Annotated in this window: 16 protein-coding genes and 2 pseudogenes; 9 read left to right on the forward strand and 9 right to left on the reverse strand. The window is 68.0% G+C overall.

Annotated elements, in window-relative coordinates:
• A pseudogene (locus BST40_RS32605) lies at nucleotides 1-629 on the forward strand (hypothetical protein); the annotation flags it as partial.
• A gap of 72 nt (nucleotides 630-701) precedes the next feature.
• On the opposite strand, the gene BST40_RS19845 reads toward BST40_RS32605, so the two are convergent.
• Nucleotides 702-1061: an Rv2640c family ArsR-like transcriptional regulator gene (locus BST40_RS19845; RefSeq protein ID WP_083155220.1), complete on the reverse strand. Its 360-nt coding sequence runs from the start codon at nucleotides 1059-1061 to the stop codon at nucleotides 702-704.
• Nucleotides 1062-1161: 100 nt separating this feature from the next.
• Between BST40_RS19845 and BST40_RS19850 the strand changes: the two genes are divergently transcribed.
• The 3 genes and pseudogenes from BST40_RS19850 (at nucleotide 1162) to arsB (ending at nucleotide 3541) form a co-directional block, all read left to right on the forward strand.
• Nucleotides 1162-1611 (forward strand): ArsI/CadI family heavy metal resistance metalloenzyme, encoded by a 450-nt coding sequence (locus BST40_RS19850; protein ID WP_075546099.1) that lies wholly within the window; start codon nucleotides 1162-1164, stop codon nucleotides 1609-1611.
• Between the two features lie 51 nt (nucleotides 1612-1662).
• Entirely contained in the window at nucleotides 1663-2052 is a 390-nt protein-coding gene (locus tag BST40_RS19855) for an ArsR/SmtB family transcription factor (protein WP_075546098.1), read from the forward strand.
• Nucleotides 2049-3541: pseudogene (arsB, locus tag BST40_RS19860) on the forward strand (ACR3 family arsenite efflux transporter). Before BST40_RS19855 ends, arsB begins: the two are co-directional and overlap by 4 nt.
• Before the next feature lie 107 nt (nucleotides 3542-3648).
• Here the strand turns inward: arsB and BST40_RS19870 are convergent.
• Both BST40_RS19870 and BST40_RS19875 read right to left on the reverse strand, forming a co-directional pair.
• Nucleotides 3649-5073 (reverse strand): sensor histidine kinase, encoded by a 1425-nt coding sequence (locus tag BST40_RS19870; RefSeq protein WP_083155222.1) that lies wholly within the window; start codon nucleotides 5071-5073, stop codon nucleotides 3649-3651.
• The gene (locus BST40_RS19875) at nucleotides 5070-5810 is read right to left on the reverse strand and encodes a response regulator transcription factor (RefSeq protein ID WP_075546094.1); all 741 of its coding nucleotides are present in this window, start codon (nucleotides 5808-5810) and stop codon (nucleotides 5070-5072) included. Before BST40_RS19875 ends, BST40_RS19870 begins: the two co-directional genes overlap by 4 nt.
• An 84-nt stretch (nucleotides 5811-5894) precedes the next feature.
• Here BST40_RS19875 and BST40_RS30200 point away from each other — a divergent pair, with 84 nt between their 5' ends.
• The 4 genes from BST40_RS30200 to BST40_RS19895 all read left to right on the forward strand — a co-directional run bounded on the left by BST40_RS30200 (nucleotide 5895) and on the right by BST40_RS19895 (nucleotide 7968).
• On the forward strand, nucleotides 5895-6221 hold the full coding sequence (locus tag BST40_RS30200) for a hypothetical protein (protein WP_158006319.1): 327 nt from the start codon (nucleotides 5895-5897) through the stop codon (nucleotides 6219-6221).
• A gap of 101 nt (nucleotides 6222-6322) precedes the next feature.
• Nucleotides 6323-6802, forward strand: coding sequence for a hypothetical protein (locus BST40_RS19885; protein WP_082275303.1), 480 nt, complete (start codon nucleotides 6323-6325; stop codon nucleotides 6800-6802).
• A 60-nt stretch (nucleotides 6803-6862) separates the two neighbouring features.
• Nucleotides 6863-7480 (forward strand): TetR/AcrR family transcriptional regulator, encoded by a 618-nt coding sequence (locus BST40_RS19890; RefSeq protein ID WP_075546091.1) that lies wholly within the window; start codon nucleotides 6863-6865, stop codon nucleotides 7478-7480.
• Nucleotides 7481-7500: 20 nt separating this feature from the next.
• Nucleotides 7501-7968, forward strand: a complete 468-nt coding sequence (locus BST40_RS19895) for a nitroreductase family deazaflavin-dependent oxidoreductase (protein ID WP_075546090.1) — start codon at nucleotides 7501-7503, stop codon at nucleotides 7966-7968.
• On the opposite strand, the gene BST40_RS19900 is transcribed toward BST40_RS19895, so the two are convergent.
• The 3 genes from BST40_RS19900 to BST40_RS19910 are packed head-to-tail and all read right to left on the reverse strand — an operon-like array spanning nucleotide 7965 to nucleotide 9932.
• Nucleotides 7965-8321, reverse strand: coding sequence for a DoxX family protein (locus BST40_RS19900; RefSeq protein ID WP_075546089.1), 357 nt, complete (start codon nucleotides 8319-8321; stop codon nucleotides 7965-7967). The genes BST40_RS19895 and BST40_RS19900 overlap by 4 nt on opposite strands.
• Nucleotides 8322-8330: 9 nt before the next feature.
• The gene (locus BST40_RS19905) at nucleotides 8331-9476 is read right to left on the reverse strand and encodes an SPFH domain-containing protein (protein WP_083155225.1); all 1146 of its coding nucleotides are present in this window, start codon (nucleotides 9474-9476) and stop codon (nucleotides 8331-8333) included.
• A 21-nt stretch (nucleotides 9477-9497) separates the two neighbouring features.
• Nucleotides 9498-9932 (reverse strand): NfeD family protein, encoded by a 435-nt coding sequence (locus BST40_RS19910; protein WP_075546087.1) that lies wholly within the window; start codon nucleotides 9930-9932, stop codon nucleotides 9498-9500.
• A 57-nt stretch (nucleotides 9933-9989) separates the two neighbouring features.
• Here BST40_RS19910 and BST40_RS19915 point away from each other — a divergent pair, with 57 nt between their 5' ends.
• Nucleotides 9990-10940 carry a hypothetical protein gene (locus tag BST40_RS19915; protein WP_075546226.1) on the forward strand — a complete coding sequence of 317 codons (951 nt, stop codon included), beginning with the start codon at nucleotides 9990-9992 and terminating at the stop codon, nucleotides 10938-10940.
• On the opposite strand, the gene BST40_RS19920 is transcribed toward BST40_RS19915, so the two are convergent.
• From BST40_RS19920 to fabG1, 3 genes are read right to left on the reverse strand one after another with little or no spacing between them, the layout of a single operon-like run.
• Nucleotides 10906-11949, reverse strand: coding sequence for a ferrochelatase (locus BST40_RS19920; RefSeq protein ID WP_075546086.1), 1044 nt, complete (start codon nucleotides 11947-11949; stop codon nucleotides 10906-10908). The genes BST40_RS19915 and BST40_RS19920 overlap by 35 nt on opposite strands.
• Nucleotides 11950-11954: 5 nt before the next feature.
• Nucleotides 11955-12764, reverse strand: coding sequence for an NADH-dependent enoyl-ACP reductase InhA (gene inhA / locus BST40_RS19925; protein WP_075546085.1), 810 nt, complete (start codon nucleotides 12762-12764; stop codon nucleotides 11955-11957).
• A gap of 20 nt (nucleotides 12765-12784) precedes the next feature.
• Nucleotides 12785-13552 carry a 3-oxoacyl-ACP reductase FabG1 gene (gene fabG1 / locus BST40_RS19930; protein WP_075546084.1) on the reverse strand — a complete coding sequence of 256 codons (768 nt, stop codon included), beginning with the start codon at nucleotides 13550-13552 and terminating at the stop codon, nucleotides 12785-12787.
• Between the last annotated feature and the right edge of the window lie 40 nt (nucleotides 13553-13592).

A 13592-nucleotide genomic window follows, 5' to 3' on the forward strand; every position in this document is an offset into this window, starting at 1 on the left:
GCACCAGCTACGGGCAGGCCGGCGGCTCCGGGGGCCGAGGCGGGGACGGGTTCGGGCTGCCGGATGGCGACCCAGGCCCACACGGAACGATCGACGGACTGGCGGGGGGCAATGGTGGCGCCGGAGGTGACGGCGCCATGGGCGCGCCCGGCGGCATGGGCGGAATGGGCGGCAATGGCGGTGCCGGTGGCCACGGCGGGTGGCTCGTCGGCAACGGCGGCTTCGGCGGGCGAGGCGGTGCCGGCGGTACCGGCGGCGACGGCGCTGTCGGCGGTCAGGGCGGCATGGGCGGCAATGGCGGTGCCGGCGCCCAATTCGACACCGCAGGAGCAAACGGTAACGGCGGAGACGCCGGTGATGGTGGGCAAGGCGGTGCCGGGGGCGACGGCGGCCACGGCGGAAATGGCGGCGCCGGCGGCGCCGGCGGGATCTTCGGCCACTCCGGTGATGCCGGCGAAGCCGGTGGCGGCGGTACCGGAGGTTCCGGTGGCGCCGGCGGGGCCGCCGGCCAGGCCGGGGCGGGTGGCCATAGCGGCAATGGGATCCCCGACGGGAAGGCGGGCGCGGATGGCAAAGCCGGTGGCCTCGGTCCTAACGGCACCGCCGGTCAACCCGGAATGACCGGCTGATCCGGCTAACGCCGCCCATCGCGACATGGCAATAGCCACCCGCTAGCCCGCGTTCGGGTCCAGCCGACCGGTTCAGCTACAGCAGCGCGGGTCCAGAACCGCGCACAGTGCCTGCAGGCCCTGCGGGCGTGCGCGGTGGAAGACATACATGCCGCGACGGTCGGAGATCACCAGGCCCGCATTGCGCAACTGGGCCAGGTGATGGCTAACCGTGCCGTCGGACAGGCTGAGGGCCGCGGCCAACGCGCCGCTGGTCTCCTCCCCCGCGCTGGAGCTGAACAGGTACGACATGATCTTGACCCGGGCCGGGTCGGCCAAGGCCTTAAGCCGCAATGCCACCTCGAGGGCGTCGTCGTCGCTCATCGGCCCCGCGGCCACGGGAGCGCAGCACACCGGTTGGGAGATATCGATCACGGGCAAAGCTTTAGGCATGATCCCACCATGCCAGATTTCTTGACATATATCAAAAAGGTGGCATCATGGGCACCGGCATCAGTTCGATATATGTCTAACCCATTGGAGGTTGTTTCCGATGTCCCGTGTGCAACTGGCTCTCAACGTCGATGACCTGCAGAGCGCGATCACGTTCTACTCCAAGCTGTTTGGCGCGCAACCGGCGAAAGTGAAGCCGGGTTACGCCAACTTTGCGATCGCCGATCCGCCGCTGAAACTGGTGCTGCTGGAAAACCCCGGCTCCGGTGGCAGCCTGAACCATCTCGGCGTGGAGGTCGACTCCAGCGCAACGGTGCATGCCGAAATCGGCCGGTTGACCGAGGCCGGCATGTTCACCGAGGAGGAGATCGGAACCACCTGTTGTTTTGCCACCCAGGACAAGGTCTGGGTCACCGGCCCCGGCGGGGAACGCTGGGAGGTCTACACCGTGCTGGCCGACTCCGAAACCTTCGGCGCCAGCCCCGCTCACCCCGGCGACGAGGACGCTACGTGCTGCGGCGCCGAGGCCGCGGCGACGTCGTGCTGCTGACTTCCCGACTGCCCGGTTGCGCCTTGATTCGATAACTGTCAATATCGACGTATGTCGAAGCAGGCTGAGCCGTCTGGCGTTGGCGATCCCTGTTGTGAGGTCAGCCCGCTGGTGGCCGAACCGCTGAGCGCCCCGGCGGCAGCGGTAATGGCGGCCCGGTTCAAGGCCCTGTCCGATCCGGTACGGCTGCGGCTGCTCTCGGCGGTAGCCAGCCACGCCGGCGGGCAGGCCTGCGTGTGCGATATCACCGATGGTCTCGACGCGCTCGGGGTTGGTCAACCGACCATCTCCCATCACCTCAAGGTGCTGCGCGGAGCCGGGCTGTTGACCTCGCAGCGCCGCGGCACCTGGGTTTACTACGCCGTGGTGCCCGAGGTGCTCGCCGAGCTTTCGGAGCTGCTGGCCGGTGTCCCCGCGACCGCAGTGGCGACAGCCCGGTGACTGATACAGCCCGGCTTTCCACGCTGGATCGATTTCTGCCGGTGTGGATCGGGTTGGCGATGGCCGCCGGGCTGGCACTGGGCCGGCTGATCCCCGGCCTGGGCGGGCTGCTCAGCACTGTGCAAGTCGATGGCATCTCGCTGCCCATTGCCGCCGGGCTGCTGATCATGATGTATCCGGTGCTGGCCAAGGTCCGCTACGACCGGCTCGACGCCGTTACCGCCGACCGTCGGCTGTTGGCCGGTTCACTGCTGCTGAACTGGGTGGTCGGCCCGGCGGTCATGTTCGCCCTAGCCTGGCTGCTGCTGCCGGACCTGCCGCACTACCGGACCGGGTTGATCATCGTCGGGCTCGCCCGCTGTATCGCCATGGTCATCGTCTGGAACGACCTGGCTTGCGGTGACCGCGAAGCCGCCGCCGTCCTGGTCGCACTGAACTCGATGTTCCAGGTCGTCATGTTCGCCGTGCTGGGGTGGTTCTACCTTTCGGTGTTGCCCAGCTGGCTCGGCCTGCCGCAAACCGGCATCGATGTCTCGGCGTGGCAGATCGTCAAATCCGTGCTCATATTCCTCGGTATCCCCCTGGCCGCCGGATACCTGACCCGTCGGCTCGGAGAACGCGCCAAGGGCCGGAAGTGGTATGAGACCCGGCTGCTGCCCCGACTTGGGCCCTGGGCTCTGTACGGACTGTTGTTCACGATCGTGATTCTCTTTGCCCTGCAAGGTGATCAGATCACCACCCGGCCATGGGACGTCGCCCGGATCGCGGTACCCCTGCTGGCCTACTTCGCCGTCATGTGGGCCGGGGGCTACGGGCTGGGACTGGCGTTGCGGCTTGGCTATGCCCGAACTACCGCGCAGGCATTTACCGCCGCCGGCAACAACTTTGAGCTCGCCATCGCGGTGGCGATCGTCACCTTCGGCGCCTCGTCCGGTGAGGCGCTGGCCGGGGTGGTCGGACCGCTGATCGAAGTGCCCGTGCTGGTCGCCCTGGTGTACGTCTCTTTGGCGCTGCGGCCGCGGCTCTTCCCGTCACCGCCGGCCCCGACCCGTCCGGCGGAAAGCTTGCCCTCATGACCGACCCGCCTAGCGTGTTGTTCGTCTGCGTACACAACGCCGGCCGCTCCCAGATGGCCGCCGCCCTGTTGACCCGGCTGTCCGAGGGCCGCATCGAAGTCCGTTCGGCCGGAACCGAACCCGCTGACCGGATCAACCCGGTCGCTGTGGTCGCGATGGCCGAACTGGGCATCGACCTGACCTCGGCAACCCCGAAGGCGCTCACCCCTCAGGCCGTGCAGACCAGCGATGTGGTGATCACCATGGGCTGCGGCGACGCGTGCCCGTACTTCCCCGGGGTGTCCTACCGCGACTGGAAACTCGAAGACCCCGCCGGCCAGCCCCTCGACGTCGTGCGGGCGATCCGCGACGACATCACCGCACGTGTTCGTGCACTGATCGCCGAACTACTGCCGGCACCCACAACCGGGTGACGACCCAGACCGCCGGTGTGCCAATCGGTTTCACGCCGACGCCGGCACGGCCCGTAGTACCGAGCCAAACGCCGCCCTGATATCGCCGGTCGACGCCCCTCGCCCGTCTAAAGGTCGGCGACCGCAGCCAACGTGAGCCGGAATTGCGCGCCGCCATCATGCGGCAAGCACACCAGGTCGCCGCCGTGTGCCCGAGCCAGCGCCCGCGCGATCGGCAGGCCCAACCCGGCGCCACCGTGGTCTCGGGCGCGTCCAGCGTCCAGACGCACCAGGCGTTCGAAGATGCGGTAGCGCTCGTCATCGGGGATGCCGGGGCCGGTGTCGGTGACGGTAACCTCGGCCACTTTGCCGCCGGCGCTCAACTCAACGGTGATGGACCCGCCCGCCGGGGTATACCTGCGGGCATTGTCAAGCAGATTGGACAGTATCTGCGCCACCCGCGTCGGATCCGCCGCGATCGTCAGCGAGCTGAGCCCGGTCCGGCTCACCGTGAGGTTCGGCGCCAGCATGGCGGCCCGGTGAACTTCGGCGTCGACAATGCCACCCAGGTCGGTGTCGTGCACATCCAGCGATAGTCCGGCGTCGATACGGCTCAGATCCAGCATGTCGGCGACCAACCGACCGGCCCGGCGGGCCTCCGACAACAACAGGGTGGCGCGGCGGTACTGACCGCGCGCCACGGCGTCGGACTCGTGCCGGCTGGCGCTGGCGGCCAGTTGTTCGGCGGCGGCCTGGATTCCGGCGATCGGGGTGCGCAGTTCATGAGCGGCGTCGACGAGGAATTGCCGGGTCGCGCTCTCGGCTCGCTGCGCCGATACCGCGGCTTGCCGGGCCCGCAGTTCGGAAGCTTCCAATGCGTCCAGCATGCCGTCGAAAGCGCTTGCGGCCCGGCCGAGTTCGGTATCGGTGCGATCCGGGCGCAGTCGACGACCGCGGTCGCCGGTGCTGATGTCCTGGGCGAGCGCAGCGAGTCGGTCCAACGGCCGCAGCGCCGCCCGGCTGACCACGACCAGCAGCAGCGCCGCCACCACCAGGGTTCCCAGACCGGCAGCGATCATCAGCTGACGCAGCTGGCGGGTCACCTGGGTGGTCTGCGTGGTGTCGGCAACCAGGATCAGCCGGGAACCGTCCGGCAACGGGTGGACCACCGCCGTTGCGGTGGCGTCGGGTGGCAGGCCGGGCGGCGCCGGAACCACCGGGCCCGCGGTGGTCGCGGGGCTGATGCTGCGATCACCGTAGGCGCTGCCGTCGGCGGTCACCAGCAGGGCCCGCACGCTACCCCCGTTGAGCTGGGCGGCAAGCAGTTCGGGTGACGTGTGCGCGGCCACCAGCGCATCGGCGCGTGAGGTGGCCGCCACGAGCCGGTCGTGCAGATTTCGTCGAGCCTGCAGCCCCAGGCTGACGTCGATGGTGACACCCAGCACCACCAGCAGCCCCGCCAGCAGCGCCACCACCAGCAGCACCACCCGGCCCTGCAACGACGGCGTCGGGGTAGCCGGATCGACCGCGGGTCCCGTCGGGGTGGCCGTCATGACCGTGGTTGTTGGAGCCGGTATCCGATGCCGCGAACCGTGTGCAGCATCCGCGGGCCATGGGCCTCGAGCTTTCGCCGCAAACTGCTGACGTGGACTTGCACCAAATTGGTGTCGTAGGCGTCGTAACCCCACACCGCGTTGAGGATCTGACGGGCGCTGACAATCCGACCCCGTTGCTGCACGAGAAAGTCGAGCAGCCGAAGCTCGGTGGCGGTCAGTTCCAGCTGATGGCCGTCGCGTACGACGACTCCGGCGTCGACGTCGACTATCAGATCGCCGACCTGGACCACGCGCGGTAACCGGCCCCGCCGCCGCAGCACCGCGCCCACCCGTGACACCAGTTCGGCGAGTTCGAAAGGTTTGACCACATAGTCGTCGGCGCCGCCGTCAAGACCGCGCAACCGGTCGGACAGGCCGTCGCGGGCGGTGATCAACACGATGCTGATGTCGCCCCACGCCTGGATGACGTTGATGAGGTCGAAGCCGTCGCGGCCCGGCAACATCACGTCGAGCACCACCAGATCCGGCCGCAGGCCCTCCAGGACCTCTTCTAAACCTTCACCGTCGCAACGGGTTTCGGTGTGGTAACCGACATCTGCCAATGCCTCACCGACCATTTCCCGGATGGTCTCGGAGTCCTCGACCACGAGCACTCGTGGTGCGCCGACACTGAACCGACCGATGCGCCTCGCCGGACGACCTGCGACGCGGTTCGGGCGCGAACGATCGGTCATGGCTCCATTGTTAACGTGCGGTGCTGAGATCAATCCGAAGCACGCACGTTTGTCCCAACCAATTTCACCGACATGGGAGCCAGCATGACCGCCCACCACACCAACCCGCCACCGCCACCGGCGACCGGAGCCGCAGCCGGGCGGCGCCATTCCACCGGCGTGGTGATCGGCGCCACGGTCGCGGGTTTGGCGATCGGCGCACTCGCCGTCTTCGCGGTAACCGGCGTCACCTGGAAAATTCGGGTCGAGCTGCCTGCTCCGCTATATCCGCCCGGGCTGTCGTCGACGCCACCGGTGAGTAATCCCCCGGCACCGCCGGCAGCGCCGACCACGGCGGCGACGGCTACGCCGAGCAGCTCCCCTGCAGCGCCGCCGGCGCCGCCCTTGCCGCCGTTGCCGCCCGGTCAGTAAACCGCTCGAGCAAACACGTTTCTTCAGGTCCACTTCAAGTACGGCCGTTACCGTCGCGATTACCGAGCACACCGATAGAAATCGACGACGTGAGGAGCCGTATGACCGCCGACGAAAACACCAGCACGACCGGCCCTGTCGCAACTCCCGCACCTGTCGCACCCCCGCCGGCGGTGCTCGCCGACCCCGGACGCGAGCGCCGCCGCTTCTCGCTGGCCGCGCTGATCGGCGCCGGGGTTGCGGGCCTGATCCTGGGCGCAGCCGGCAGCGTGGCTGCGATCGCATTTGCCTGGCTGATCAGCGTCGGGCCACCGCCACCTCCCCCGGGGTCGGGGCCCATGCCAATGCCGGGGCAAGCATTCAGCCACGGCCAACCGCCTCCTCCCGGTCCCGGCGGCCCACCTGGACCGGTCGCGGGAGGTTTCCGGCCGATGCCCGGGCCATTGGGCGTGCCGCGGGGTCCACGACCGCCGGCGCCACCCCAGGCGGGGCCTTTCGGCCCCGGCCAACCGCCGGGAGCGCCGGGCCAGCCACCCGGACCGCCGCCGTCCACGCAAACCTCGCCGACACCCCGCCCCTGAGCGGTCGCCAAGCAGCACCCCAAGAATCGTCGGCGTAAACGATCGTTTATAATTGTAAACGTGCGTTTACCTCAGCCGGACGACCGCACGGCGCGAGCCCGAATCCGTGACGAGGCGCTGCGACTGTTCGCCGCGCGCGGCCCCGCCGCGGTCACGATGCGCGACATCGCGACCGCGGCGGGAGTGTCGGCGGCCTTGGTCATCCGCCACTACGGCTCGAAGGACGGTCTGATCGAGGCCGTCGACACTCAGGTCGTCGCGACCTTCGACGTGCTGCTGACCGAAATCACCGACCAGACCGGGGCATCGGACCTCGGCCCCGCGGCGGTGCCCGGTCTGCTCGACGGCCTGGCCCGCCACCTGCCACCCGATTCGGCCATACCGGGATACCTGAGCCGGATGCTGATCGACGGGGGTCCGGCCGGGTCGACGCTGTTCGAACGCCTTTTTCTGCTCAGCAAAGCCGCTTTGGACGCCATGGTGGCCGCCGGCACCGCCAGTCCTGGCACCGATCCCGAGATACGGGCCGCCTTCCTACTGGTCAACGACCTGGCACTGCTGACCCTACGACCACGGCTGATCGAGGTGCTCGGCGTGGACCCGCTCGCCGCTTCGGGGATGCAGCGCTGGGCGGGGGAGGTGCTTTCGATTTACCGCGACGGACTACGCGGTACCTGATGGAGGAATGGAGGGGAACAATGTCCCTATTAGCCAGGGCCGGCGCACGGCTGTTGCGCTCCCGCAGGCTCATGCGCGCGCCCATCTGGATTTATCGCGCACGCGCAGGCGCCCTGTTCGGATCGCGGATCCTGATGCTCGAACACATCGGCCGCAAGTCCGGTGCCCGCCGCAATGTGGTGCTCGAGGTGGTCAATCATCCCGATCCGCACACCTACGTCGTCGCGTCCGGCTTCGGCCGGAAAGCCCAGTGGTTCCGCAACATCGAGGCCAATCCGCACGTGCGGGTCTACGCCGGTAGCCGCGCCCCCGCTGCGGCCACGGCGCGTGTACTCGACCAGGCGCAGGCCGACCGGGCGCTGGCCTCCTACCGCAACCACCATCCGCGGGCCTGGCGACGTCTGAAGCCGGCACTCGAGCAGACTCTCGGCACGGCGATCACCGACACCGGCACTCCGCTGCCGCTGGTCGAGCTGCGCCTCGGCTAAACCCGGTCCGGCCCCTTGGCCGTCATCACCGCGAACACCGCCAGAAACATGGCCGCCGGAATCGCGGTGACACTGAAGTCGCGCGCCCGAACATGGGCGCCCAGCGCCAAGACGAAGTACACCGTCAGCATCGCCGTGGTCAATCGCGCCAGCGCGGGAAACCGGGTGGCCGAGAGCAGTCCGACGGCCGCGGCAGCCTTGGCCGCGGGCAGGACCGGACGAACGCCGGCCGGCACACCCAGGTCGTCGAGCAACTTCTCGATCGGTGCCAGTGGGATCGCGCATGCCACCGCATCGCCGGCCTGAAACACCGCCAGCGCCGCATAGGTTTTCGGTGAGGTCACAATGCCCATCAGCTGCTCCTAACGCCGCAGCTCCGGCGGCGGACCCAACGGATTTTCCACCGGTGTGCGAGCTATCGCCTCGGCCTTGGCCACGGCTTGGGCGATCGTCGGGTCGGGCTGGGTGGAGAACCACTCGGCGACCTCGTCGTCGTCGCCGTCGGCAGCGTGCTTGGGCAGGTCCTCGATTGGAGACGGCTCGAACCGGAACACCCCGTCCTCCCCCGGCGTCCCCAACAACCTGGTGAAGCCCTGCAGCGCCGCGCTGAAATCGCTGGGCACCACCCATACCTTGTTCGCGTCGCCGCGGGCCATCTCCGGCAGCGTCTGCAAGTACTGGTAGGCCAGCATCTCGGGGGTCGGCCGGCCAGCCTTGATCGCCGCGAACGTCTTCTCGATGGCCTTGGCCTGCCCCTGCGCCTGCAGATAGGCCGCGGCTCGCTCACCCTGGGCACGCAATATCCGCGACTGCCGGTCGGCCTCGGCGGCCAGGATCGCGGCCTGTTTGGCACCCTCGGCCGCAAGAATCTGCGCCTGCTTCTGCCCCTCCGCCTGCTTGATCGCCGCTTCCCGGGTGCCCTCGGCGGTCAAGATCATCGCCCGCTTTTCCCGGTCGGCCTTCATCTGCTTTTCCATGGATGCCTGAATGGACGGCGGCGGGTCGATGCTGCGCAGCTCTACCCGAGCCACCCGCAGGCCCCACCGGTTGGTCGCCTCGTCGAGCACACCGCGCAACTGGCCATTGATCATGTCGCGGGAAGTCAGCGTCTGCTCCAGCGTCATGCCGCCGACGACGTTGCGCAGCGTAGTGGTGGTGAGCTGCTCGACGCCGACGATGTAATTGCTGATCTCGTACACCGCGGCCTGGGGAACGGTGACCTGGAAGTACACCACGGTGTCGATGTTGAGGGTCAGGTTGTCCTCGGTGATGACGGGCTGCGGCGGAAACGACACCACCCGCTCACGCAGGTCCACCCGGGCGCGGACGCGGTCGATGAACGGCACCAACAACGTCAGCTGCCCACTGACCGTGCGACTGTAACGACCCAACCGCTCGATCACCGCGGCCTCGGCCTGCGGGATCAGCGCAACCGACTTGGCCACCACAATGATGGCGAATATCACCAAAACGGCCAGAAACACCAGGCCGGCAACGGCACCTTCCACCGGGATTCCTTTCTCCAGTTGCTACGCGTCTTTGAAGACGACCGCGGTGGCTCCCTCGATATGCACCACGGTCACCGAATCACCCGGTTCGAACACGTCGCCCTCGTTCAGGGGACGTGCCGTCCACACCTGGCCGTCGATTTTGACCTGGCCTTCATCACGGGCGACCCGATCCAGCACCAGAGCGCTCTTGCCCTCCAGCGCCTTGACGCCCATCGGCACGCCTTTGCCGGGGGTCAGCCGCCGCCGCAGCCCGGGCCGAACCAGCACCAGCAACAGAACCGACACGATCAGAAACACCGCGCCGTCGGCCCACACCGGCCAGTCCATCAGCCAGCTGCTTCCCGCTGCCGCCAGCGCGCCACCGCCGAGCATCAGCAAGAACATGTCGCCGGTCAGCGCCTCCGCGCTGGCGAGCACCAACGCTGCGATCAGCCAGATCAGGGCGACGGGCATGCGCACAGAATACGCGTGATCCCCGACAACCGTGCCCAACAACTACACTGCGAGATCATGTGGTGTCCCAGCGCAACGCTTTCGATGTGGGCCAACGCCTGGCTCGCCGGCAAGGCTGCGCCCGACGATCTTCTCGATGCGTTATCTCTCTGGGCGCCAACGCAATCGGTAGCGGCATATGACGCGGTCGCGGCCGGCCATACCGGTCTGCCATGGCCGGACGTCGATAGCGCGGGAACGGTGTCGCTGTTGTCAACGCTGCGCGCCGCCGCAGGCCGGGGACGGACGTCGGCGCCGGGCCCGCCGGATCGGTTACGCGCGACGATCAACGTGGTGTTGCCGGTGCCGGGCGATGTGCGCGGGCTATCCGCCGGAACACAATTCGAGCGGGACGCGCTGGCCGCCGGTGAAGCCATCATCATCACCAATCCCGATGATCCCGGCACGGCTATCGGGCTGGTCCCCGAGTTCTCTTACCGCGACACCGAACAGACTGCCGACGACGATGCGGCCCTACCCGAGTTGGGTGCGTTGTCGTGGATGGTGTATTCGCTGCCCGGTACCCCGGTGTTGGACCCCTACGAACTGGGCGACGCCGAATACGCCCTGCGGACCGCGGTGCGCTCGGCTGCCGACGCGTTGGGCGCTATCGGCACGGGCCCTAGCGCCGCCGGCATCGCCAACCCGCGCGGCCTGGTCGAGCAGTTGCTGGAATCCGCACGGCAACACCGCATTCCCGACCATGCGCCGTCGCGCGCACTGCGGGTGCTAGAGAACGCCGCACACGTCGACGCGATCATCGCGGTCAGCGCCGGCCTCAGCCGATTGCCCGATTCCGCCGCGGACCGCTTCACCCCGCGCCTGACGGCCGGTCTCGAGCCGATCCAAGCGCAGTCGTCATCCGAAGTACAGACTGCGTTCGACGCGCTGCGGCCGCTGACCGCGGTGGTGCGCTCCGCGCGGATCGCGGCCGTCAGCGCGATCCTGCATTCGGCTTGGTCGGACTGAGCTCCAGTTCGCGCGCAACGCAATGCGGCGGCCGGCAGGGCTCACCGTTGATGCCGGCCAGGCAGCCGGGCACCGGATCGGGGCCGCTGACCCGCGACGGCGCGCGACCATAGCGAAGTTCGTCGATCAAATCCGCAGCCAGCCGGGCGAACCGCCGATCGGCGTTGGGAGTGCCGGCCCGGGCGAACTCGATGCCCAATGCCTGTGCCTGTAAACGCAATTCATGGTCGAGATCCCACACCACCTCGATGTGGTCGGCGACGAATCCGAGGGGACAGACGATCACCGCGGTGGTACCCGCGTTCGCCAGCGCGGTGAGGTGGTCGCCGACGTCGGGCTCCAGCCAGGGAACCTGCGGCGGACCGGAGCGCGACTGCCAGACCAGGTGATAGTCGCCATATCCGGCGGCATTTGCGACAAGGGTTGCGGCATAAGCGACTTGGCGGCTGTAGAGACGAGGCCCCCAGCGCTGGTCGGCGGCCACCGGGATGGAATGCGCAGTGAACACCAGTCTTGCGTCAGCGGGCACGGTCGCCGCAGCCGAAGCAATGGCAGCGGCGAACATCTCGACGAACAGCGGATGGTCGAAGTAGGGCCGCAGCTTGACCAGCTCGGGCGCATTTGGGCCGGCCGCCCGGCGTGCCCGGGCTACGTCCTCGGCATACTGCGCGCAGCTCGAATAGCCGCTCCACGCCGATGTCGCGAATACGGCGGCACGACGAATCCCGTTGTCGCGCATGGCTTTCACGGTGTCTTCGACGTAAGGTTCCCAGTTGCGGTTGCCGAAATACACCGGCAGGTCCAGTTCGGCTTGTAGCTGGGCGATCAGCGCTCGGTTGATGCCGTTGATCGGTGAGACGCCACCGAAATGCAGGTAGTGCTCGGCCACCGCATCGAGGCGTTCGGGCGGCACACCGCGGCCCCGGGTGACGTTCTCCAGGAACGGCCGCACCTGCTCGGGCCCCTCCGGCCCACCAAAGGACAGCAGCAGGACAGCGTCAAATTCCATGCGGGCTAGAGCAACTGGGTGTGTGCGCCGCCGTCGGCGAAGATGATGTCACCCGTGGTCGCGGGCAGCCACTCCGACAGCAGCGCGCAGACGGTCTTGGCGACCGGCGTCGGGTCCTTCATGTTCCAGCCGATGGGAGCGCGCTGGTCCCAGCCCTCCTCGAGCAGCTGGATCTGCGCGCCGGCCTCCTCGCCCAGCGCACCGCCGACGATTGCCGCCATCGCCAGCGTCCGGATCGGCCCGGCGGCAACGAGGTTCGAGCGCACACCGTACTTACCGGCCTCGCGGGCCACGAAGCGGTTGACCGACTCCAGTGCGCTCTTGGCGACCGTCATCCAGTTGTAGGCCGGCATCGCCCGGCTCGGGTCGAAGTCCATGCCGACGATGGAGCCACCGCGATTCATGATGGGCAGCAGCGCCTTTGCCATCGAAGCGTAGGAGTACGCGGAGATGTGGATACCCTTGGACACGTCCTCGTAGGGCGCGTCGAAGAACGGGTTGATACCCATCCCGCTTTGCGGCATGAAGCCGATCGAGTGGACCACGCCGTCGAGCTTGTTGCCGGCACCGATCACCTCGACAACCCGATCCGCGAGCGTCGCGAGGTGCTCGTCGTTTTGCACGTCGAGTTCCAGCAGCGGCGCCTTCTGCGGCAACCGGTCGGTGATCCGCTGGATCAACCGCAACCTGTCGAAACCGGTCAGCACCAGCTGCGCGCCCTGCTCCTGGGCCACCCGGGCGATATGAAACGCGATCGAGGAGTCGGTGATGATCCCGGACACCAGGATCCGTTTGCCCTCCAGCAGTCCTGCCATTGTTTCGTCCCCTCTTGCTCTTAGTGACCCATGCCCATGCCGCCGTCCACCGGGATGACCGCACCGGAGACGTAACTCGCGTCCTCCGACGCCAGGAAGCTGACCACGCCGGCGACCTCGGCGGCGGTGCCGACCCGCTTCGCCGGGATGAATTGCAGTGCCCCCTCCTGGATCCGCTCGTCCAGGGCTCGGGTCATATCGGTGTCGATGTAACCCGGGGCGACCACATTCGCGGTCACGTTGACCTTGGACAGCTCTCGGGCGATCGAGCGGGCCATGCCGATCACACCGGCCTTGGAGGCCGCGTAGTTCGCCTGGTTGCCGATGCCCCAACTGCCGGAGACTGAACCGATGTAGATCAGCCGGCCGAACTTCTTCCGCTGCATGCTGCGAGCTGCCCGCTGAGTCACCCGGAACGCCCCGGTGAGGTTGGCGTCAATGACCTTCTCGAACCGCTCCTCGGTCATGCGAATCAGGAACGCATCCGCGGACACGCCGGCGTTGGAAACCAGCACCTCAACCGGACCCTGGTGCTCCTCGACCTCTGTGAAGGCGCGATCGACGGCGTCGCTGTCGGTGACGTCGCACTCGACGGCGAACAGCCCCTCGGGCGCCCCGGATCCGCGGTGCGTCACCGCCACCTTGTGGCCGTCGGCGGCCAGCCGTTGCGCGATCGCCAGTCCAATCCCCCGGTTTCCGCCGGTGACCAGGACTGACCGGGATACGAAAGGGGGTTTGCCGCCGTCGGTGGCGGCCTCGCTTGTGGTGTCGGTGGCTGCGTCAGTCACCCCGTCAACCTAGCGCCTCGTTGAGGCAACACCGAAATCG

The sequence above is a fragment of the Mycobacterium persicum genome, from assembly GCF_002086675.1.
In the GTDB taxonomy this organism is placed as follows: domain Bacteria; phylum Actinomycetota; class Actinomycetes; order Mycobacteriales; family Mycobacteriaceae; genus Mycobacterium; species Mycobacterium persicum.

What these genes read in the sequence shown, in the direction of transcription:
- BST40_RS19915 (WP_075546226.1), top strand. Translation starts at nt 9,990, where the DNA reads ATGTGGTGTCCCAGCGCAACGCTTTCGATGTGGGCCAACGCCTGGCTC.
- BST40_RS19910 (WP_075546087.1), bottom strand. Translation starts at nt 9,932, where the DNA reads ATGCCCGTCGCCCTGATCTGGCTGATCGCAGCGTTGGTGCTCGCCAGC.
- BST40_RS19920 (WP_075546086.1), bottom strand. Translation starts at nt 11,949, where the DNA reads ATGGAATTTGACGCTGTCCTGCTGCTGTCCTTTGGTGGGCCGGAGGGG.
- BST40_RS30200 (WP_158006319.1), top strand. Translation starts at nt 5,895, where the DNA reads ATGACCGCCCACCACACCAACCCGCCACCGCCACCGGCGACCGGAGCC.
- BST40_RS19895 (WP_075546090.1), top strand. Translation starts at nt 7,501, where the DNA reads ATGTCCCTATTAGCCAGGGCCGGCGCACGGCTGTTGCGCTCCCGCAGG.
- BST40_RS19850 (WP_075546099.1), top strand. Translation starts at nt 1,162, where the DNA reads ATGTCCCGTGTGCAACTGGCTCTCAACGTCGATGACCTGCAGAGCGCG.
- BST40_RS19875 (WP_075546094.1), bottom strand. Translation starts at nt 5,810, where the DNA reads ATGACCGATCGTTCGCGCCCGAACCGCGTCGCAGGTCGTCCGGCGAGG.
- BST40_RS19870 (WP_083155222.1), bottom strand. Translation starts at nt 5,073, where the DNA reads ATGACGGCCACCCCGACGGGACCCGCGGTCGATCCGGCTACCCCGACG.
- BST40_RS19855 (WP_075546098.1), top strand. Translation starts at nt 1,663, where the DNA reads ATGTCGAAGCAGGCTGAGCCGTCTGGCGTTGGCGATCCCTGTTGTGAG.
- BST40_RS19845 (WP_083155220.1), bottom strand. Translation starts at nt 1,061, where the DNA reads ATGCCTAAAGCTTTGCCCGTGATCGATATCTCCCAACCGGTGTGCTGC.
- inhA (WP_075546085.1), bottom strand. Translation starts at nt 12,764, where the DNA reads ATGGCAGGACTGCTGGAGGGCAAACGGATCCTGGTGTCCGGGATCATC.
- BST40_RS19900 (WP_075546089.1), bottom strand. Translation starts at nt 8,321, where the DNA reads ATGGGCATTGTGACCTCACCGAAAACCTATGCGGCGCTGGCGGTGTTT.
- BST40_RS19885 (WP_082275303.1), top strand. Translation starts at nt 6,323, where the DNA reads ATGACCGCCGACGAAAACACCAGCACGACCGGCCCTGTCGCAACTCCC.